The organism is Atlantibacter hermannii (assembly GCF_009907385.1).
GTDB classification, from domain to species: Bacteria; Pseudomonadota; Gammaproteobacteria; order Enterobacterales; family Enterobacteriaceae; genus Atlantibacter; species Atlantibacter hermannii_A.
The window spans coordinates 1-20,748 of record NZ_JAAATR010000077.1 but is presented as its reverse complement, the minus strand read 5'-3'; the positions used below and the strand labels follow the sequence as shown (position 1 = coordinate 20,748).

Here is a 20,748-nt window from a genome sequence, read left to right as displayed (position 1 = left end):
TAACAGGGATTTCTATGCGGCTGTCACACTCGATCATTTCAAATGACCACTTTTTCAAGGTGGGTATTTGCACGTTACTTTCGCCAGAGCTTATTGACGACAATTTTATTCTTGTTGATATGGATACGGTACTTGCCGCAAAAGTGAAAAAACTGGATGCCAGCGGGAAGCAGCTGGTCGCGTTTATCTCAAATGATATTGATTATTATGCATTGCAATCCGTAGGCAATGTTTTATTTATTGACAGAAAACGCAAGGTGAATGAGATCCTCTCTTTTTTAGTCGCTAACGACATGAGGTATCACTACCAGATTAAATTTGCGCTTTCGCAGCGGGAATATCAAATCCTCGACTATATGCATAAAGGCTATAGCGCAGAAGAAATTGCCTCGCTGATGGGATTAAAAATAAAAACGTTTTACGCGCATCGACGAAATATGGTTATGAAATTACGCGTCGGCAATCGTATTTCGCTGTATCGAAATATCGCGCGTCTGGAAAACGCCTGTTCCCAACAGGCGTAATGAACGCACGGATAAACGTATTTGAATTAAAGGAGAAGGCACGCAATAAGGACACCTGTTTTATTAATTATTCCCTGAACGCTATGTATTATTTTACTGTAATTAACAATTAACTGGATTTTACCATGAAAAAGATCGCTCTTATTTCTGCGCTGGTCGCATGCTTTGTTGCGTCTACTGCACAGGCCGCCGACGGCACCATTAATTTTACCGGTACGATCACCGATCAGGCCTGCACGGTTGATGTGAATTCCGCGACCCGGACCGTTCCGATGGGGACGATTTCCAATACGGCGTTTGGCACCTCTGCGGGCGTCACGGCAGGAGCTAAAACCTTTGATATTGTGCTTCAGAGCTGCCCGGAGTCTGTCACCAGCGCCAGCGTGCGTTTTGACGGCACCACCCATGCGGAAAACAGCGCGATCCTGGCGCTGAGCAGCGGCCAAACCGCCACTCACGTCGGTATCGCGCTGTATGAAAAAGACAGCGCGACGCTGATCCCGGTCGGCACCTCTTCTGCGAGCGTGACGCTGGATTCAGAGAGCAGCAATACGCTGAGCTATATCGCGAAATATATGTCGACTTCAACGTCGGTTGGCGCGGGCTCTGCCAACTCCTCTACGGCATTTACCATTACGTATCAGTAATTATTAAGCAGGGCGGTAAGCCGCCCTGCCTTTCAGGAAGGCAATCGTGATGAACGTTTCAAAAGCAGCGCTGCTGATGGCGGCGTTATTTTCCACCAGCGCATTGAGCGGCGTGGAAATTGGCGGGACCCGCCTTATTTACGATGGTAACAAAAACCAGGCTGCTATCAGCGTAAATAACCCGGATGACAGACCTTATTTGATTCAGGCGTGGGTTAATAAAAACGAAAGTTCGGATGATAACGACGATACGTTTATTACCACCCCGCCGTTATTCCGGCTCGATCCGCATAAACAAAATTCGGTGCGGGTGGTATTAAGCGGAAAGCCGCCCGCCACGGATAAAGAGTCGGTGTACTGGTTAAATATTAAATCGATTCCTGCGTCAGCACCCAATGGGAAAAATGAATTAACCATCGCGGTAAAGAGCAAAATGAAACTGATTTACCGGCCCGCCGGCATGAAAGGCGACCCGGCAACGGCGTACCAACAGCTTCAGTTCAGCCAGCGGGCGGGCAAGCTGGTGGTGAAAAATCCCACGCCGTTCAGCGTTTCATTACATGCGGTAAAAATAAATGGCAAGGCGATATCCAGAGCGCCGATGGTTTTACCGCAGCAGGAAATGACATTGCCAAATAATGTTTCTCCGGGACAGCAGATTGACTGGCAGGCAATCAATGATTTTGGGGGGATTACCGCGCCAGTAAAAGTACAGCTATAGGTTGAGTAAATAACGTGTCGCATTTAATTTCTGTTCGTCAAAACGGTTGTCCATTACGCGTATTAAGCGCGGTTGTTTTCTGCGCGCTTAATATTCCCGCAGCCAAAGCGGAAGATTATTTCTCGCCGGATTTGATTGAAATGCGCGGCAATATCGCGCGCGATATTGATATTTCACGCTTCAGCCAGGCGGGCGGGCAGTCGCCAGGCAGCTGGCAGGTGACGGTGATCCTGAATAACCAGCAGGTTGACGAACGGGAGGTCCGTTTTGAACGGGTGGATGAGGCGCTGAGCCCGGTCCTCAGCAAAGCGGATCTGCTGCGCTGGGGCGTGGCGGCGAATGCGCTGCCGGCATTCATGGCGATGCGGGATGATGAGCCAATCGACGGGTTATCGACGCTGTTGCCGGGCAGCTATGCCCGACTCGACTTTGAAGCGCAGCGGCTGGAGATGTCCATTCCTCAGCAGTATATGCAGCGTAACCCGCAGGGCGCGGTCCCGGCATCTGAATGGGATGACGGCCTTAACGCGCTGTTCCTGAACTACAGCTATTCAGGCGCGACGGGCAGTAATGAAAACGGCAGCACCCGCAGCCAGTACGCTAACCTGCGCAGCGGAATTAACCTCGGCCCGTGGCGGTTGCGTAATTACTCCACCTGGAATGACGGCGACCGGGGCAGCCACTGGAACAGCATCAGCACGTCATTGCAGCGGGATATCAAAGCCTTACGCAGCCAGTTTGCCGTTGGCGAAAGCTACACCGCCTCGGAAGTGTTTGACAGCTTTGGCTTTCGCGGCGTGCAGCTCTATTCCGATGACGGCATGCTGCCGGAAAGCCAGCGCGGGTTTGCTCCGGTCATTCGCGGCATCGCCCGGAGCAACGCGCAGATCACGATCCGCCAGAACGGCAATATTATCTGGCAGTCGTATGTGCCGCCGGGGCCGTTTGCCATTGACGATCTGTATCCGACCTCCAGCAGCGGCGATTTGCAGGTCTCGATACGCGAAGCGGATGGCACGGTGCGCCAGTTTACTCAGGCGTTTTCCGCGGTGCCGATTATGCGGCGCGAAGGGCAACTCAGCTATGCGCTCACGGCGGGGAAATATCGCGCATCATCGGACAGCGAAAAACAGCCCAACTTCTTACAGCTGACCGGCAGCTACGGCTTGCCCTGGGCCTCCACGCTGTATGGCGGCGCGATCGTCTCGGAAGATTATTTTTCCGGTGCGCTGGGCATGGGGAAAAGCTTCGGCGGCTGGGGATCGCTCTCCTTTGACGCCACCTGGGCGCACAGCCCGTTGCCGGACGGCAGCAAAGACGACGGCGTATCCCTGCGGGCGCAATATTCCAAAGACATTGCCTGGAGCGGCACCCACTTTACGTTAATGGACTATCGCTATTCGACAGAAGGCTTTTACGATTTCCAGGAAGCCAATGGCGAGCAGAACTGGCAGCACCGCCAGAATAAGCGCAGCAAGGCGCAGATCGATATTAACCAGCAGGTCGGCGACGGGGGGAATATTAACCTTTCGCTTTATCAGCAGGCGTACTGGGGCGGCGATAAAGAGCAGACGGTGAATGTTGGCTACAACACCAGCATCGACGCGATCAATTACGGGCTGAACTACAGCTATTCCCGTCAGCCGTGGTACGGCAATGGCGATCGCGTGGTGTCGTTTACCGTTCAGGTGCCGCTGTCGCGCTTTCTGCCGAACAGCTGGCTGAACATGTCGGCCAGCAGCAATAAGAAAGGGGATGTGGCATCCAGCGCCGGTCTTTCCGGCGTGGCGCTGGCAGACAATAACCTGAGCTGGAATGTGCAGCAGGGCTACGACAGCCGCGGCGGTAAAATTTCCGGCAGCGTGTCGGCGAATTACAAGGCGTCATTCGGCGAGTACCAGCTGGGTTACAACTCTTCGCGCCATCAGCACCAGACGACTGTCGGCGCGATGGGCGGGGTGGTGGTTCACCCTTATGGCGTGTCGCTGTCCCAGCCGCTGGGCGAAACCATGGCGCTGGTGAAAGCGGATGACGCCAGCAAAGTGAAAGTCTCCAACAACACCGGGATTTACACCGACGGGAAAGGTTTTGCGGTGATCCCCAACGTCACGCCGTACCGCCGGAATAGCCTGACGCTGGACAGCGCGTCCCTGAATAGCCGGACCGACATTTTAAACGACACCACCACGGTGGTGCCGACCAAAGGCGCGCTGGCGCTGGCGGAATATCCCACGGTGACGGGCTATAAGGCCATGTTCCATTTACAGGGCGCGCCGATCCCGTTTGGCGCGACGGTCAGCGTGAAGAACGGCAGCGTCACCACGGAAAGCATCGTGGATGACCGCCAGCGGGTCTGGCTCTCCGGCGTGCCGGAAAAAGGAACCCTCAGCGTGCGCTGGGAAAATGGAAGCTGCCAGGCAGCGTACCAGATTAACAATCCATCCGATGGTCAGGCCACGGTAACGGCCCAGTGCCGCTGATTTGGAGAAACTTATGCGTTTATTGTTATGGAGCGCCCTGGTGTGGCCGCTGTACTTTTTTTCGTTCACGGCCAGCGCGTGGGACTGCGATACGCTGACAACCTCAGCGACGGTTCCCGCGCCCGCGCCGTCTATCACTCTCTCCAGAAACTTGCCAGTGGGCTCGGTGATTGGCACCCAGGTCACGACAGGGATGATTAATGCGTTTAACTGCTATAACACGCCGAGCGGCGTCATCTCGAACCAGAATCTGGGCGTGGAGTCTTACGGCGAATACGTGATGATGATCGACGGGCGGCGCGTCTATAAAACCAATATCGAAGGCGTCGGTTATGCCATTGGCGGCACCGCCTTGTCGGAATGCAACGTGCCGGGCTGGGTATCGGGCAGCGGAACTATCCGTGGCCGGATCGATACGGTATCGCTGTGCGCCCATCAGCAAGGCATGTTTTCCACGCAACCGATTAAAGGGCAGGTCTTTATTACTTACTATAAAACCGCAGCGGTGACAGGATCAGGAATGGTCGCCGCGAAACAGGCCGGGGCGCTGGTATTGCTCAATAACAGCCTGCTGTGGCAAGAGCCTGCGGTGACGGTCACGTCCAGCGCCTTCACTATTACGACCCTGGGCTGCACGGTGGATAAACCGCTTATTTCCGTAGCGATGGGCAATGTCCCCGGCAACGCGTTCCGGGGGCAGGGAACCTCACCGGGAGACAGCCACACGCAGGATGTTGAACTGCCGCTGACCTGTTTCGCCGGTACCCACGTCGCGATGCAGATTGATGGCAACGTGAAGGACGCGACGCGCGGCGTACTGAATCTCAGCAGTACGGGCGAAGGCAGCGCCAGAGGCGTGGGGATCCAGGTATTGTATAACAACGCGCCGTTGCGGCTTGCCGCGCCGATTTCCACCGGCACCGCCAGCGTCACGGGACGCTACATCATTCCCCTGAAAGCGCGCTATTACCAGACGGAGAATACTATTACGGGCGGAACGGCCAACGGGACGGCGACCTTTACCCTGACCTACGACTGATTGCAAAAAAAGCCCCGCGCAGTGCGGGGCTTAGGGGAGGTTAATCAAATACGCCGTTAATAATGGCCGTCACCACGGCGGTGCTCAGCGCGATCAGTACCAGATCGTCGCCGACAATCCGCCATTCGTAACCGGGATAGTAAGGCAGGCTGTCGCGCATTGAGACCGGAACCGCTTTTTTGGCGATCCCCGGAGGAAGCGGTTTACCGCGGGCTAAATTCTTTGCGATGCCGGGAGGCAGCGAGTCATAGCCGGTCAGGCCATAATTCACCGCCAGCTGGCGAGCCGTGTTAAAGCTGATATCCGCCTCAACGTGATCCGGTTTGCCATAATTTTTACGCTTGTCCGGCGCGCCTTTGTCGGATGAATTGCCGTTCATTTTTTGGCTGTTGCCACGGTTATCGCTGTTGCCTTTATTACCGCTATTGCCGTGGTTACCACCGTTGTTGCCATGATTGCCGCTATTGCCATTACCGCCTCCATTCCCGTTGCCCGGATTCGCCATCACCGGCGTGGCGAGCATTGAGAGTGAGATAACCGCCGCTAAAGCGAGACGTAAACGACGCTGACTGGACATGATGTTTTCCTTCTAAGTGCGGGTGCACTTTGAAATTATGCCCGCTGCGGTTAAAAGGCAATTTCACGGATTCCTGGATTTTACGCTTTCACGTCCTCAACGCAGGGGCGTGTAAAAAGATAATTGCGCCCGGCGGGATTGAGCGGGAAAAATGCGATTCTCTTTGCGCCGTTATTCTGAGCGACGGGTTGCATAAGCGCTTTCAGCCTGGGTTAGCGCTTCGCTGCGGTGCGGCCTGCAAAAAAGATAAGATTTTTCCTGGCGAATGACCTCGTTATTTTATGTTTAAAAACATAAATTTAAGTGCTTTTAGATTTTCTGGCTTACCATGAAATATCAAGTGCAGATCACAAATTACACATTCGTGCATTGTTTTTAACCAGTGTCTTAAACATCATGCTTTCTCGAAGCAGCAACTTTGAGAGGGCATGTGATGGACCAGTTATTTATCGGTGTGGATGTCGGATCGGCCAGCGTTCGGGCGGGGGTTTATACGCCGCATGGCGAGCGCCTGGCCTTTGCTGTTCGTCCTGTTCAGCAGTTTCACCCTGCCGTTAACTATGTGGAACAGTCCTCAACAGATATCTGGCAGCAGGTTTGTGCCGTCGTGCGCGAAGCCGTGTCTCTCGCGCAAGTAGACCCCGCGCGTATCGCTTCCATCGGTTTTGACGCGACCTGTTCGCTGGTGGCGGTAGGGCAGCACGGCGAACCGGTATCCGTGGCGCAGGGCGGCGAGGCCGAGCGCGATATCATCATGTGGATGGATCACCGGGCCGGCGAACAAACTCAGCGAATCAACGCCACCCAGGATCCGGCGCTTGAATATGTAGGCGGCAGCGTCAGCATCGAAATGGAATTGCCGAAAATCTTGTGGCTGAAAACTCATTACCCGGAACGCTATCACAGCGTATGGCGCTTCTTCGATCTCGCGGATTATCTTGCCTGGCGCGCCAGCGGCATTGACGCGGCAAGTATTTGCACGCTGACCTGCAAATGGAACTACCTCGCACATGAATCACGCTTTAGCCAGACCCTGCTGGATGCGGTAGAACTGGGTGACGTCACAGCGAAAATTCCCGGCCGTATCGCCAACATCGGCGAGGCGCTCGGAACACTTCAGCCTGAAGCCGTACAACAGCTTGGTCTGACGCAGCGGGTTGTGGTTTCCAGCGGCATGATCGACGCCCACGCAGGCGGGCTGGCGCTGGTGGCTGAAAATCCGCTGCAAAATCTTGCGCTTATCAGCGGCACCTCTAACTGTCACATGATCATCAGCCCGCAGCCGGTGTTTATCCCCGGCGTGTGGGGCCCCTATTTTGGCGCGATGTACCCCAACGCGTGGCTGAACGAAGGCGGACAAAGCGCGGCTGGCGCGCTGGTGGAATGGACGCTTCAGCAGAGCGAACACTGGCGCGGACTGAATGACGAAGCCGTTGCGTTGGGCTGTAGCCCTTATGCATTGCTGAATCAACGCGTGGAAGCCCTTGAAGCGCAAGAAGCAAATCCGACCCAAAGTTTGCACGTGCTTGGCGATCACCATGGCAACCGCTCGCCCCGCGCCGATGCGCAGGCGAAAGGCATGGTGGCGGGTCTGACGCTGGAAAGCGGCCCGCAACAGCTCACCCGGCTTTACCTCGCCACCCTACAGGCTATCGCTTATGGCACGCGCCATATCATCGATACCATGGAAGATCACGGACAAAAGATCGACACCATCACCCTGTGCGGTGGCGCCAGTAAAAACCCGCTGTGGCTGCGTGAATATGCCGACGCCACCGGGCGCGCCATCCATCTGGTCGCGGAAGAAGACGCGGTAACCCTGGGCGCGGCGCTGACTGGCGCAGTGGCCTGCGGGGCGTTTACCCATCTCAGCGCCGCCGCGCGCAGCATGGTTAAGCGCGACCGCACCATTACGCCGAACCCGGAGAAAAGGGCGTTCCACGACGCAAAATACCAGGTTTATTTGCAGATGTATCAGGATCAGCAGCGCTATCAGGCGCTGATGGCGACTTCTCGTATCTGACTAAAAAGGAATGCTGACGTGATGACACAAACGTTACCTGCCGCACCGGAAAAAATCAGCGCAGGGAAAAATGAAATTCTGATGATCACCAATGCGGACTTGCGCGAGTCTGCAAACCTGGCCTGCTGGCCGATGCAGGAAAAATACGAGGCCAAATTGCAGGATATGCTCGGCAAACTTGGCTATCAGATGAAACGCGCCCACGCGGTCGACCACCAGCGCGGCCACGGATTTATCAGCAGCCAGCGCCAGGGAAGCGATCTGTTTGCTCAAATTGATGAAAACGCGCCGCTGATTGTACTGCTCACCGCCTGGCAGTATTCCCATCACATCGCGCCGTCGCTGGTGCATCACAAAGGACCCGTCCTGCTGCTGGCGAATTTCGACGGCACCTGGCCGGGGCTGGTGGGCATGCTCTGCCTGGCCGGGTCGTTAACCAGCCTGGGGAAAGCCTATTCCCGCTTATGGTCTGAGAATTTCGACGATGAGCTGTTTGTCGACGGCCTGAAAACCTGGCTGCGCTACGGTTCGTTACAACATTCTCTGAGCTATCTGCATCCCGTTCCCGCGACGCATCCCGTCATGGCTACCGAGGCGGGTCAGCTGGGGCGTAACGTGGGTGAATATGTTCTGCGCCATAAAGAAATTATCGGTTTGTTCGACACCTTCTGCATGGGAATGATTAACGGCGTCTTCCCGCAACAGGCGATGGTGAATATCGGTATGCCGATTGAGTCGCTTTCCCAGTCGGCGCTGCTGGTGGAGATGGCAAAAGTGCCGGATTCACTGCGTGAAGCGTGCCTGCAATGGTATATCGACCAGGGGATGGATTTCCGCTTCGGCGAGGACGGCAGCAAAGAGCTCACCCGTGAACAGGTGAAAGAGCAGTGCGCCATGATGATCGCGATGGCGAGATTTGTGCAGCGCTTTGGACTGTCCGCCGTGGGCGTTCAGTATCAGCAAGGGCTGAAGGACAGCTGTGCGGCGTCAGATTTCGCGGAAGGCGCGATTGGCTCCACCGCGCGTTTCCCGCTGCCGGATGAACACGGCAATATCATCTGCGACGGCCAGCCGATCCCCTGCATTAATGAAGTGGATATGGGCACCGCCATCCCGCAGACCATGCTGTGGCGTTTGCTGAGTTCGCTCTCGCTGCCCGCAGAAACCACGCTGCACGATATCCGCTGGGGTAGCGAATACAACGGCACCTTCTACTGGGATCTGGAAATCTCCGGCGCCGTCCCGTTCGAGCATTTAAAAGGCGGCATCAAAGGCGCCACGGGCTATCGCCAGCCTGCGATGTACTTCCCGTATGGCGGTTCGACGATTTGCGGTCAAGGCAAAGCCGGGCGTTTTATCTGGGCGCGCGCCCACTATGAAGGGACCGAGGTGATTATGCACATCGGCACCGGACGGGGCGTGGAGCTGCCGGAAGAGGAGTTCGAACGTCGCCACCGCGCCACCTGCTACGAATGGCCGCTGCTCAACGCGGTGCTTGATGGGGTTGGCCGCGATGAATTAATGGCGGGCCATCAGAGCAACCATCTGACGATTGCCTATGTGGATGAGCCGGTGCTGCAAACGGTGTTCCAGGCGTTTGTCGCCCAGGCGCTCACCCAGGGTATCCGGGTTGCCGTGGCGGGTACCGCCATTGATCTGCTGTAAAAGGAAACTGCCATGAATACGACGAAGTACGCTGGCGTCTGGCCGGTGATGTTAACGCCTTTTACCCGGCAAAAAGAGATCGACTGGACATCGCTGGAGCGGCTGATTGACTGGTATCTGGCGGCGGGCGTCCACGGTCTGTTTGCTGACTGCCAGTCCAGCGAGATGTTTTTTCTGAGCGATGAAGAGTCCCGCCGGCTGGTGCGCTTTATCATCGAGCGGGTGGATGGCCGCGTGCCGGTGGTGGCCTCAGGGCATACCGCCAACGCGTTTCATCATCAGAGCGAGCAGCTCACCCAAATGGCGGAAACCGGGGTCGACGGCGTCATTCTGATCAGCAATCGCCTGGCGCTGGCCGGAGAAAGCGACGAGCTGGCGCTGGAAACGCTACAGCGCCTTATCGCCGACGTGCCCGAGAATGTGGATCTGGGGATTTATGAATGCCCGTTCCCGTACAAGCGCCTGCTGTCTGACGAGATTGTCGCCTGGTGCGCCCAAAGCAACCGCTTCACCTTTATTAAAGATACCTGTTGCAGCCTGCCGATCATTGAACGTCGGCTGGCGCTCACCCGGGGCAGCAGGCTGCACCTGGCGAACGCCAACAGCCAGACGCTGCTTCCCTCGTTGCAGGCCGGGTGCCAGGCCTACAGCGGCGTGATGGCGAATTTCCATCCCGAGCTGTACGTATGGCTGTATGAGAACTGGCGGCAGGAGCCGGAAAAAGCGCAGCGGCTGGCCGATTATCTTTCCACTGCGGCGCTGGTTGAAAACCTGGATTATCCGGTATGCGCCAAAGCGTTCCAGCAGCAAATCGGCAATTTCTCCACGCTGACCTGCCGGGTGCGCGATAGCCAACACTATGATGACACCTTCTACCCGGAAGCCATCGACAGCATGGTGCGGCTGGGGCGCGATCTCCAGAAACAGCTGCATATTGAGGGGTAGCCATGGCATTTACCCTGAAGAAACGCCAGCCGCTGCTGGCAGACGACCAGCAGGATTTCGCACAGTGCCACGCCTCGACGCTGGTGGCGCTGCCGGAGAAGCCTACCCTGGTGGCGGCGTTCTTCGCCGGAAGCAAAGAGGGCAGCGGCGATACGGCGATTTGGCTTTCCCGCAGCGAAAACGGCGTCTGGCAGCCTGCGGTGAAAGTGATGTCGCAACCGGGCGTGGCGCACTGGAACCCGGTATTGCATTACCAGCATCAGCGGCTGTGGCTGTTCTACAAAGTGGGCAAAGATGTACACAGCTGGACCACCCGCGTCGCGGTTTCTGATGACGAAGGCCGAACGTGGAGCGCCCCTCGTGAACTGGTCGCCGGCGATGCGCAGCCGCGCGGCCCGGTCAAAAATAAGCTGCTGGTGATGAGTAACGGCGAATGGATCGCCCCGGCCTCGACAGAAAATGCCCGCTTCTGGGACGCGTTTGTGGATATCTCGGCGGACCAGGGGGAAAGCTGGTATCAGGTGGCGATCCCGATTGAGCATCAGCATGGCGAGGCGGCGGATGAAAGCGCCCTGTGGCAGGGTTTAAAACAGGATGCTTTATGGGAATGCGATCTCACGCAGGTTATGCAGTGGGATGGTGTTATACAGCCAACATTATGGGAATCAAAACCCGGTTATATTCATGCGCTTATGCGCAGTACCCGGGGGTATATCTATCGCGCTGACTCTACAGATTATGGCAGAAGCTGGTGTCCGGCCTATGCCACGGCGCTACCGAATAACAATAGCGGCATCGATGTGGTGCGGCTGGATAACGGCGATATTGTGCTTGCCTGCAATCCTGTCGCGGGAAACTGGGGCCGTCGTTATCCTGTTGCGCTGCTGCGCTCGGTGGATAACGGCGCGACCTGGTCGCCACCCTGGGTGCTGGAAGAGGGGAAGGGCGAGTTTTCCTACCCGGCCATCGTACAACAAGGAGGCGTGATTCACCTGACCTGGACATGGAATCGCAAGAACATCATTTACCAAACCCTTACCGACAATAATTAAAAGTGCGGAGTACCTGATGAAGAAGAATTTACTGTGTGCCTTACTGATGATGATGCCGTTTGCCGCCGTTCAGGCAGAGCAGACGCTAACCTATCCCAAAAAAAATATTGAAGTCGTGATCCCGAAAAATCCGGGCGGCGGCACAGATACCTCCGCGCGCACCGTGATTGAGTTCGCCCGGGATAAAATGCCGAAAGGCACCATGCTGGTCCCGGTCAACAAACCGGCGGGCAACGGCATCACCGGGCTGCTGGAAGTCGCGAAAGCGCGCCCGGACGGCTATAAGCTGGTCATGACCACCGTCGAGCTGGCAATGTTCCCGCACCAGGGGAAATCCCCGGTGACCTATAAAGACTTTACCCCGATTGTTACCACCATCGCCGATCCGGTTGCCGTGGTAGTGAACGCTAAATCACCGTACAACACGCTACAGGAATTTATCGATGCCGCGAAAAAAGCCCCGGGCAAGCTGAAAGTGGGTAACTCCGGCAACGGCGCGATCTATCACCTGGCTGCGGTTAATATTGAGAAAATCACCGGCGCGAAGTTTAACCATATTCCTTACAACGAAGGCACCGGACCTTCCATTGCTGCGCTGGTGGGTGAGCACATCGATGCCGTACTGACTACGCCGGGCTCGGTGAAATCGCAGGCTGACGCCGGGCTGTTAAAAGTGCTTGGTGTGATGGATGAGCAACGCTTCCCGCTGTTCCCGGACGCGCCGACCTTTAAAGAAGCGCTGAATCTGGACGTGAACGTGAAAATGCGCGCCTGGGCGGTACTGGCCACCACCGCGAAAGTCAGCGATGACGTGAAAAAACAGCTGGTGGACACCTTTACTGAGGTGGTGAAAACGCCCGCTTATCAGGAAGCGCTGAAGAAGCAGGGCATTATGCCGGTGGTGATCACCGGTGACGACGCTTACGAAATGATGAAGGACGATGACGAAATGTATGGCGCCCTGATTGCCGACGTCATGAAAAAATAACGCTTATTCCCGGTCGGGCGTGGCACTGGCCGGGAAATTATCGGGGTGGGTTTATGCGAAAGCAGAATATTGTTGTTGGTGCCGTCTCCGTGATAGTCGGGCTGGGCATCATTGTGCTCTCACGCGATATGCATTTATTCGATGAAAGCGGCATGTTAGGGGAGCGCTTCTGGCCATATTGTCTGGCATGGCTGTTCATTGGCCTTGGGATTTTGCAGTTGATTAACGTCTATAAACAGCGGGCCGCAGTGGATATATCCGTAGATCTTTCCTCGGCGCCGGTTCGTAAAGCCTACTGGGTCGCCGGGTTAATGGGCGTGTATGCGATCGCGCTGTGCTATGGCGGGTTTATCGCCTCATCGCTGATCCTGATCCCGATTGTGATGCGTATTATGGGCGAAAAACGCCCCTGGTTCCTGGGCGTGTGTTCGGTGCTGATCGTCGTCTGTATTTATATCTCCTTCACCATGATCTTTAATTCTCCGCTGCCGGAATCGGTGTTTTCCGAGTGAATTAATAAGGGAATCATAATGAACGAAGTTTTAGATGCCCTGTTGCTGGTCTTCAGTTTCGAAACCACCGCAATGATCCTGATGGGGGTTCTGGCGGGGATTATTATCGGCGCGCTGCCGGGGCTTACCGTCAATATGGGCATTGCGCTGTTGTTGCCCCTGACTTACTCCTTCCAGGGGATGACCGGTATTCTGATGCTGCTTGGGGTGTACTGCGGCGCGGTCTATGGCGGATCGATTACCGCCATCCTGATCAGCACGCCGGGCACGCCCGCCTCTGCCGCCACGGTGCTGGATGGCTATCCGATGGCGAAACGCGGAGAAGCCGGACGCGCGCTGGGATTATCCACTGGCGCCTCAATGTTCGGCGGCGTTTTCAGTACTATCGCGCTGGTGCTCATTGCGCCGCTGCTGGCGAAAGTCGCCACCGGTTTTTCCTCCGCTGAATATTTCGCGCTGGCGGTGTTTGGGATCAGCATTATTACCAGCGTTTCTTCGCAATCCATTATTAAAGGATTGATGGGCGGCGCGCTGGGGTTATTTATCGCCACTATCGGGCTGGACCCGATGACCGCCGGGATGCGTTTTACCTTTGATTCCGTCTATTTGATGGGCGGCATATCGTTTATTCCGGTGCTGGTGGGGTTATTTGCCTTTTCTCAGGGGCTGATTAGCCTTGAGGAAGATCACCGGGAACGCGTCGCTGGCGTGGTGCATAGCATGCAGAGCAAAATTCAGCGCATCCTGCCCACCTGGAAAGATTTGAAGCGGGTGATGCCGGTTTATATTCGCTCCTCGGTGATTGGCACTGGCATCGGTGCGGTGCCGGGGACCGGCGGCGATATCGCCTCTTTCATTGCCTACAACGAAGCCAAGCGCTGGTCAAAACATCCTGAAGAGTTTGGCCACGGTTCGCCGGAAGGGGTTTCCGCTCCGGAAGCTGGCGCGAACTCGGTGGCGGGCGGCGCAATGGTGCCGCTGATGACGCTGGGTATCCCTGGGGATGGCGCAACCGCGATCATCATGGGCGCATTTATGGTGCAAGGGCTGGCGCTGGGGCCGCAGTTATTTACTGAGCATCCGGTTGAAGTGAATGCCATCTTTATCGGCCTGTTCGCGGCGAATATCTTTATGGGCATCATGGGCTTTATGGGGATGCGCCTGTTTGCCAAAGTGATGAACGTGCCGCGTCGGGTACTGGTGCCCATTATCTTTGTACTCTGTTCCGTGGGGGCCTATTCGGTAAACCACGATATGACGGACGTCTTTGTGATGATGGCTTCCGGATTAGCGGCTTATATCCTGATTAAGCTTGATTTCTCAATGTCGCCTATTGTGATTGGCATTATTCTGGGGCCAATGGCGGAATCGAACTTCCGGCGTGCGCTGGTGATGTCTGAAGGCGACCCGAGCGTATTTCTGACGCGCCCGGTCTGCGCTGTTTTCCTGGCCATTGCGTTGATCACCCTGCTGATGCCGATTTTCGGCCCCCGTCTGAAGGCCATGTGGCGTAAGCAACCGGGTTGATAGCACTTATTCACGGGCTGCCGACGGTGGCCCGTTTTTCATCAAGTAAGGAATGCACACTTATGGCAAAAACAGTTGAGGAAATCGCGAGGGATTTAGGCGTTTCCATCACAACGGTACGCGCCGTCCTGAACGGTAATGCCAAAAAGTATCGCATCAGCCTGAAAACGCAGGACAAAATTAATGAGTATGTGCAGGAACACAGTTATACCATCAACCTCACCGCCCGCAGCCTGAAGCTCAATAAAACTGATGTCTTCGGGCTGGTTATTCCGCGACTCTCTAACCCCTTTTTCTCCGCGCTGGCGGAACAGCTGGAAGCGGCGTGCCGGGAGTTGGGCTATCAGCTGATGATCAGCTGCACCAACGGCGAACCGCGATATGAAAACCGGCTGGTAAAGTCGCTCGAAGAGCGAAACGTCGATGGTATTTTTGTCGTGTCAACGGACGCAGCCTGCCAGGCGCATCATCTTAAACACCGTAAAAAACCGCTGGTGTTTCTCGACCGGGATTTTGGCATTCAGGATGCTGCGTGTGTTACCACGGATAACAGCGACAGTGGCTACCAGCTAACCAAAGCGATGGTGGAATACCTGGGGCAACCGCTGCATTTTTTTACTGCTGACATGACGTCACCAACGATTATCGATCGTCTTAGCGGCTTTAAGCGGGCTATGGCTGAGCTGGGGATGACGGTTTCTCCGTCCGATATTACCTGCGCGGAGCACAACCGTATTAGCGACGGTGCAGATCTTATGGCGCAGTACATCGATCTTCATGGCCGTTGGCCGCAAAATTTTATCGCGTCATCCCTGCCGATCCTCCAGGGCGCGCTCAGCGTACTGCGTGAACGTTGCGGGTATATTCCAAACGATATCAATATCGGCACCTTCGATGACAACATCATGCTGGGATTTCTGGCGAATAATCTCTGGTCTATGCGTCAGGATGAAAAAAAACTCGCTGCAAAAGCCTGCCAGTTGATGGTGGCTGCGCTGGAAGGAAAGGTTGTTGAACAGGGAGGAACAGCGAAGGCGGAACTGGTATTCAGGGGGAAGGCATTGGGGTGAAGGATGCTAATGTGCCGCCGCTTATTTTCGCGAAGCCCTGAGTTGCTGGCTGAGCAGAGAAAAAGATATTCATTTTTTGCGCGCAGGATAACGACGTTTTAACCGCTGCCGGACAGAGGCCAGACGCGGCTTTGCGTTTAAACGCTGCGCTGACATTTTTTCTTTTCTTCGGGACACCTGTTTTGTTTTGAGGTGAGGAAATTATCTCTGTTCTGGTGGTCAAATGCAGTGTGCCGCTACATTCAGGCTCTGGCAGGCCTGGCGGATACTGAGTCCAAATGTCGCTATCAGATGAGTGACCAGCTCACGCTTAAAGGCTGGTTTTAAAGCTTCAGCGCCCGGTTCTCAAAACTCAGGCCGGCAAACATCTGTTTGAGACGCCGGTTCTCGTCCTCAAGATCCTTTATCTTTTCAATATCAGAAGTCTCCATGCCGCCGTATCTGGACTTCCAGTTGTAACCGGTGTCTTCAGAAATACCGGCCTCCCGGCAGACATCTTTAACGGTTCGTCCGGCTTCAACCGATTTAATTACAGCAATGATCTGATGCTCAGTAAAACGGGATTTACGCATAGCGATCTCCTTCGTTGGCAGATTGATTATGTCGGAGGATCTCTAAATGTGAATGGCACGATTATGCGGGATACTTACACCATCACCATCATAGAGAAAGTAGTCCGCTTCTTTGGGTTTGGCGGATTCGATTTCCTTAACGGAAAGAGGTTTGTCTTGCCATTGCCGGAGTTCCATAGTTTTAGGCACCTCAAAAACAATAACGCTTTACGAAGTGCCTAAAAGATTCGGATTTAATCAGTTGGTACCAGACTTCGCGGGACAAATTCAAGGCACAAAAAAGCCCGCCAGGTTTTAACCTTTCGGGCTTTCAGGACTTTGTTGAGTGGCTCTGGTGACCATCAACCAAGAATTTTGGTGGGCTGGCGGGAGTTGAACCCGTGTCCGAAATTTTGTAACCCATTGATTGAGTGTAATTAATTTACTGTAAAAATTTCTGCGGCTCCTTTACGGCTCCTTTCGTGTCCCGCCGCTGACCTTGAGTAGTCTCCGCTCGGTGTTTCCGTCGTACTCTTTCAGATAGGATCCGTAATGCCTGAAGAGCATCTCTGGCCCCTTGTGCCCCATCTGCCCAGCAAGCCAGAAAAGGTTTGCCCCCTGGCTGATGTGGCGTGTCGCGAATGTATGCCGAGTCTGGTATGGGTTGCGGTATCTGATCCCTGCTTTGCGTAATGTTGGCACCCATGCTTTTTTACGGATAGCATCCGCGCTGGCCCACGGCATATTCGTTTTCGGATCCTCGAATATCGTCGCATCTTTCATAAAGGTGAAGGTTTTCTGATTTGCCAGCACAGTCATCGCCACATCGTTAAGTTCTACCTTGCGTGTCCCTGCCTTTGTTTTCGTCCCCTTAATAACCCCTACCACACTCGCGTTCTGAACATGCGCAGTCTTCCCGATAAAATCGATATCGCGCCAGCGCAGCGCGCATAATTCTGAGCTGCGCAACCCCGTCTGGATTGCGAACATAAATAAATTTTCCCACTGCTTATTACCGGCAGAGGAGAGGAGTGCATCTACTTCTGCTGGTGAAAGCGGATCGACAATATAGTCGCTGTCAGCAGTCGATTTGTCGCTTTGATACCGGGATGCTGTTACGAGGGATACGGGGTTGATTTGCAAAACTCCATCTGTGACAGCCTCATCAAGCGCTGATCGCAAAAAAGACAGCTGATTGCGGATCGTCTTCAATGTGGTGGTGCGGCTCTGGATCCATGCTTTCATTGCCGCCGGCGTGAGCTCGCTTGCCGGAAGTGAATGCAGCGCGGACAGCGCGCTACGGCATTTTTTATAACCGCCAATAGTGGACGGGGAAAGTTTTCGCGTTTCGCATATATCGATATATTCATCCAGATACATTTTTACTGTTTTTCCTGCAGCCGCATTCCCAAATAATTTTAAGCGAGCAGAGCGCGGGAAATATTCAGCGTAAACGAATGTTCCTCGCTCTATTTTATTATGGATTTCGCCGAGGGTTCGCTCGGCGTATTTAATATTCTTACTGTTCACTTCAAGATTAGAAAGGGGCTCCCTGCATTTAACCCCTCTGTATGTGAAAGTGATATTGATGGTTTCGCCCTGACTATGCTTTCTGATAGTTACGCCGCGCGGTAGTTTTGGCGACTCTGCCTTGCCCATTTAGCAACCTCACTAAGATCAATCCATCTTTCCTTAACGCCTTCCACCTTCAGCACCTGAACACCTTCAAACCAGACGCCGCGTTGCACCCGTTTATTAATGGCTTCAAGGGTCTCGCCGGTTTCTTTGCAATAAGTCGAGATCGGAACACAATCGAGGTTCAGCATAATTCCTCCACTTCACCGGCTGCACCCGGTCCTCTTTAAAAATACAGGTCCCGCAACCATTGCGGGCCCAGTCAAAACAGATACCGCAGCGATCTACTTCTTTACTTCCTGCGCCTCCTGTAGGTGTGTGGCAGTGCGCATAGCCTCGTCAATGGCCTGCCGGACATTCATAACCGGGTAATTGCCGTCATTAAGCATCATGGCATTGCGCTGGAAATTCGCGTCAAATTTCCACCCGTATGTAGTACCGTAATACTCGTTAAGCCTTTTGTTCTGCGCATCAAGCCAGTCCAGGCGCTTCGAGTCTTCTGAGCTATCAGAAATCACCGGATAGTTGCGCTGTTCAGACTGTACTTCTGGTGCTGCGACTTTATTCATTACGGATTGCGCTGTAACCGGCAGCAATGCCAAATCAGTAACCGAACCGTGCAATGCGATAGCTACTCTCTCGACGATGTTGCGATAATCAATGACCGTTGGCGCTGGCTGCGGTCGGGTGTAGAGTGGGCCTTTCATTTTCACTGAACGACATTTTCTTTCCCACCCTCGCATATATCCGTTTGCAAATTCCTTTCCGTGCATACCTACCAACTCATCATACGTGAAAGGAATTTCTGGCCACGCTACCGGCTCCGCATCCGCGCGGGACTCCAGCGCGGCAAGGGCTATGCGGAAACATTCCAGGCTTTCGCGTTCCGCAGTACCGGCAATGTGGGCTGGCATATCAATAAATCGGGGTTCGCCACATTTAACGGAGTGACGGTGCGGGGCAATCTTTACGCCACTTCGGGCAATTTCAGTTTTAACGGCGCGAACAATACCGTCGTCATCGATGGCAGCGGGGTAACCGTTAATCTGCCGGGTGGCGGCCTGATCAGACTGGGGATGTGGTGATGCCGGCAGGATTACTGATTGATCTGAATGATGGCGGCCCCCGGATGGAAATTACATCCGGCCTGCGGTGCCCGACGTTTAGCGGGCAGTGGACGGCAGCTTCAACTTCTGTTTCGCTGGATATGGCGAATTATGTCCCCGGGAGTGAAGTGATACTGCTACCCCGCGTCTGTGCCGGGTACGCCCCGCCTGTCAGTCCGTCGATTATTCCGGCGGTGGGTGTCCTGACCGGGTTTACGCAGAACGGTGCGACGGTCACCCAGACCTACTGGACTTCGCTTGGTGATAAACTTGTCAGGGGGTTTGATGCATCGGTCTGGCAAATACTGCCCGCATCAGCCAGCGCGGGCGGAGGCCTGCTGATTCAGGACTCAACCGATTTCATGAGCATTGCCGTTAACAGCATGGCCGGGTTCTGCGTCTGGCGCGGTTCGGTAACGTTCACCGGGACCTGGACTCTGCCTGACACGATTGCACCAAAATCCAATTATGTCGTGTTTGGGAAATGGTCGCACCCGAGCGCCACGGTTGAGTGCGACGGCACAGTCGTTACAGCATTCGAGGACAGGAACGGCGAGGACGTCCCGGCGACAGTGACGATAACAATCGCGATATTTGCGTCGGGTATTGCACCTACCCCCGGACCGGGTCTTAATTTCTTCAAAAACGGTGCATGCGTGTTTTCAACAACAAACCGCCCGTTCATCTATAACCGGAAGACATGGACGCCGTCATGGTCATGGACGGACATCGGCGACACCATGATTATGCTGGGCGTCTACGGCTACGACAGCAACACCAACGGCGGGTGGGACTATATGAAACTGGCGGGCATCGTCAGGTCAGGAAACGCCGTCCGGTGTGGGCGCGGTCGCGTGCGCTGGCGCTGGACTGACAAATACGCGCTGGTTGGCCAGCGTCTGGCAAACATCCCCGTGCCATGCATCCCCTCAATGTATTAACAAAAAACACTTACCCAGACCCGCCATCCGGCGGGTTTTTTATGTCCGGAGTAAATATGATCTATAGCGCAGGTACTATTGCGATTGCAGGTGCAGGTGTAACAGGCACCGGTACGAATTTCACGTCCGCGGCAAGTCAGGTTCGCGCTGGCCAGACACTTCTTGTCCTGACATCCCCGCCGCAGATTTTTGAGATTGCGACCGTAAACAGTGCCACATCCCTGACACTCACCGCAGCAGCAAATCCCTGGCTCGCGGCTGGCACGAAGTACGCAATCCTTACCACTGACGCGCTGTCTGTAGATGGTCTTGCGCAAAGTATCGCGCAGCTTGTCCGGGACTACGACGCGAGCAGCGATGCGTGGGAGACTTTTGCTGGCACATCAGCAAATCAGACCGTGACAGTGACCATTAACGGCATTTCCGTCGCTATTCCGGCTCTCGGCAAACTTGCGCAGCGCGGCGTGGGTGGCGCGGTACCGGTTGAGCAGGGCGGAACGGGCGGCACAACGCCAGCAGCTGCGCGAACCGGGCTGGGGCTCGGTAGTGTGGCAACGCGCGACACGGGCGTGGCAGGTGGCAATGTCCCCGTTCTGGGTAATGCCAATATCGCCGGCTCGATGTTGCTTCGCCTGTCGTCAAGTAACACGCCAGGGATCGCTTACGCGGGAAGCCGCACATCAGCATCAGCGGCGGCATTTAACATCGGTAATAACGCGAACAGCGCCGCGTCGTCGGTGATGGA

Annotated in this window: 18 protein-coding genes and 4 pseudogenes; 16 read left to right on the top strand and 6 right to left on the bottom strand. The window is 55.0% G+C overall.

The features are described 5' to 3' along the window. The first annotated feature begins 14 nt into the window (after positions 1-14). The 5 genes from GV764_RS18065 (at position 15) to GV764_RS18045 (ending at position 5,411) form a co-directional block, all read left to right on the top strand. Complete coding sequence (locus GV764_RS18065; RefSeq protein ID WP_161661333.1) at positions 15-524, top strand: helix-turn-helix domain-containing protein; 510 nt, start codon at positions 15-17, stop codon at positions 522-524. A gap of 125 nt (positions 525-649) precedes the next feature. Continuing rightward, complete coding sequence (locus GV764_RS18060; protein WP_161661332.1) at positions 650-1,171, top strand: fimbrial protein; 522 nt, start codon at positions 650-652, stop codon at positions 1,169-1,171. Between the two features lie 49 nt (positions 1,172-1,220). Further along, a complete protein-coding gene (locus GV764_RS18055; protein WP_161661359.1) occupies positions 1,221-1,892 on the top strand; it encodes a fimbrial biogenesis chaperone in 672 nt (223 codons plus the stop codon). Positions 1,893-1,906: 14 nt separating this feature from the next. Then, positions 1,907-4,372 carry a fimbria/pilus outer membrane usher protein gene (locus GV764_RS18050; RefSeq protein WP_328515183.1) on the top strand — a complete coding sequence of 822 codons (2,466 nt, stop codon included), beginning with the start codon at positions 1,907-1,909 and terminating at the stop codon, positions 4,370-4,372. 13 nt (positions 4,373-4,385) lie between these two features. Further along, positions 4,386-5,411, top strand: coding sequence for a fimbrial protein (locus GV764_RS18045; protein WP_161661331.1), 1,026 nt, complete (start codon positions 4,386-4,388; stop codon positions 5,409-5,411). A gap of 40 nt (positions 5,412-5,451) precedes the next feature. On the opposite strand, the gene GV764_RS18040 is transcribed toward GV764_RS18045, so the two are convergent. Further along, on the bottom strand, positions 5,452-5,988 hold the full coding sequence (locus GV764_RS18040) for an anti-virulence regulator CigR family protein (RefSeq protein WP_161661330.1): 537 nt from the start codon (positions 5,986-5,988) through the stop codon (positions 5,452-5,454). A gap of 430 nt (positions 5,989-6,418) precedes the next feature. Between GV764_RS18040 and GV764_RS18035 the strand changes: the two genes are divergently transcribed. From GV764_RS18035 to GV764_RS18000, 8 genes are all read left to right on the top strand, one after another. Further along, positions 6,419-8,011: an FGGY-family carbohydrate kinase gene (locus tag GV764_RS18035; protein ID WP_161661329.1), complete on the top strand. Its 1,593-nt coding sequence runs from the start codon at positions 6,419-6,421 to the stop codon at positions 8,009-8,011. A gap of 18 nt (positions 8,012-8,029) precedes the next feature. Next, positions 8,030-9,676 carry a signal transduction protein gene (locus GV764_RS18030; protein WP_439954657.1) on the top strand — a complete coding sequence of 549 codons (1,647 nt, stop codon included), beginning with the start codon at positions 8,030-8,032 and terminating at the stop codon, positions 9,674-9,676. Positions 9,677-9,688: 12 nt separating this feature from the next. Then, positions 9,689-10,621 carry a dihydrodipicolinate synthase family protein gene (locus GV764_RS18025; protein ID WP_161661327.1) on the top strand — a complete coding sequence of 311 codons (933 nt, stop codon included), beginning with the start codon at positions 9,689-9,691 and terminating at the stop codon, positions 10,619-10,621. 2 nt (positions 10,622-10,623) lie between these two features. Next, positions 10,624-11,673 (top strand): sialidase family protein, encoded by a 1,050-nt coding sequence (locus GV764_RS18020; protein WP_161661326.1) that lies wholly within the window; start codon positions 10,624-10,626, stop codon positions 11,671-11,673. A gap of 16 nt (positions 11,674-11,689) precedes the next feature. Further along, a complete protein-coding gene (locus GV764_RS18015; protein ID WP_161661325.1) occupies positions 11,690-12,661 on the top strand; it encodes a tripartite tricarboxylate transporter substrate binding protein in 972 nt (323 codons plus the stop codon). Between the two features lie 53 nt (positions 12,662-12,714). Further along, positions 12,715-13,173, top strand: coding sequence for a tripartite tricarboxylate transporter TctB family protein (locus GV764_RS18010; protein ID WP_161661324.1), 459 nt, complete (start codon positions 12,715-12,717; stop codon positions 13,171-13,173). An 18-nt stretch (positions 13,174-13,191) separates the two neighbouring features. Continuing rightward, positions 13,192-14,700 (top strand): tripartite tricarboxylate transporter permease, encoded by a 1,509-nt coding sequence (locus tag GV764_RS18005; protein WP_161661323.1) that lies wholly within the window; start codon positions 13,192-13,194, stop codon positions 14,698-14,700. Positions 14,701-14,762: 62 nt separating this feature from the next. Beyond that, entirely contained in the window at positions 14,763-15,770 is a 1,008-nt protein-coding gene (locus GV764_RS18000) for a LacI family DNA-binding transcriptional regulator (RefSeq protein ID WP_161661322.1), read from the top strand. Positions 15,771-16,004: 234 nt separating this feature from the next. On the opposite strand, the pseudogene GV764_RS17995 reads toward GV764_RS18000, so the two are convergent. From GV764_RS17995 to GV764_RS17980, 5 genes and pseudogenes are all read right to left on the bottom strand, one after another. Continuing rightward, positions 16,005-16,342: pseudogene (locus GV764_RS17995) on the bottom strand (transposase); the annotation flags it as partial. A gap of 69 nt (positions 16,343-16,411) precedes the next feature. After that, positions 16,412-16,519: pseudogene (locus GV764_RS22170) on the bottom strand (hypothetical protein); the annotation flags it as partial. A 270-nt stretch (positions 16,520-16,789) separates the two neighbouring features. Further along, positions 16,790-17,980 carry an Arm DNA-binding domain-containing protein gene (locus tag GV764_RS17990; protein WP_161661321.1) on the bottom strand — a complete coding sequence of 397 codons (1,191 nt, stop codon included), beginning with the start codon at positions 17,978-17,980 and terminating at the stop codon, positions 16,790-16,792. Next, entirely contained in the window at positions 17,941-18,147 is a 207-nt protein-coding gene (locus GV764_RS17985) for a hypothetical protein (protein WP_043866593.1), read from the bottom strand. Before GV764_RS17985 ends, GV764_RS17990 begins: the two co-directional genes overlap by 40 nt. Positions 18,148-18,240: 93 nt before the next feature. Continuing rightward, positions 18,241-18,870, bottom strand: coding sequence for a hypothetical protein (locus GV764_RS17980; protein ID WP_201743254.1), 630 nt, complete (start codon positions 18,868-18,870; stop codon positions 18,241-18,243). Between GV764_RS17980 and GV764_RS17975 the strand changes: the two are divergent. The 3 genes and pseudogenes from GV764_RS17975 to GV764_RS17965 form a co-directional block, all read left to right on the top strand. Beyond that, positions 18,847-19,041, top strand: a pseudogene (locus tag GV764_RS17975) (hypothetical protein); the annotation flags it as partial. The gene GV764_RS17980 and the pseudogene GV764_RS17975 overlap by 24 nt on opposite strands. After that, positions 19,041-20,003, top strand: coding sequence for a DUF6453 family protein (locus GV764_RS17970; protein ID WP_161661319.1), 963 nt, complete (start codon positions 19,041-19,043; stop codon positions 20,001-20,003). The pseudogene GV764_RS17975 and the gene GV764_RS17970, both read left to right, overlap by 1 nt. A gap of 56 nt (positions 20,004-20,059) precedes the next feature. Continuing rightward, positions 20,060-20,748 (top strand): annotated as a pseudogene (locus tag GV764_RS17965) (hypothetical protein); the annotation flags it as partial.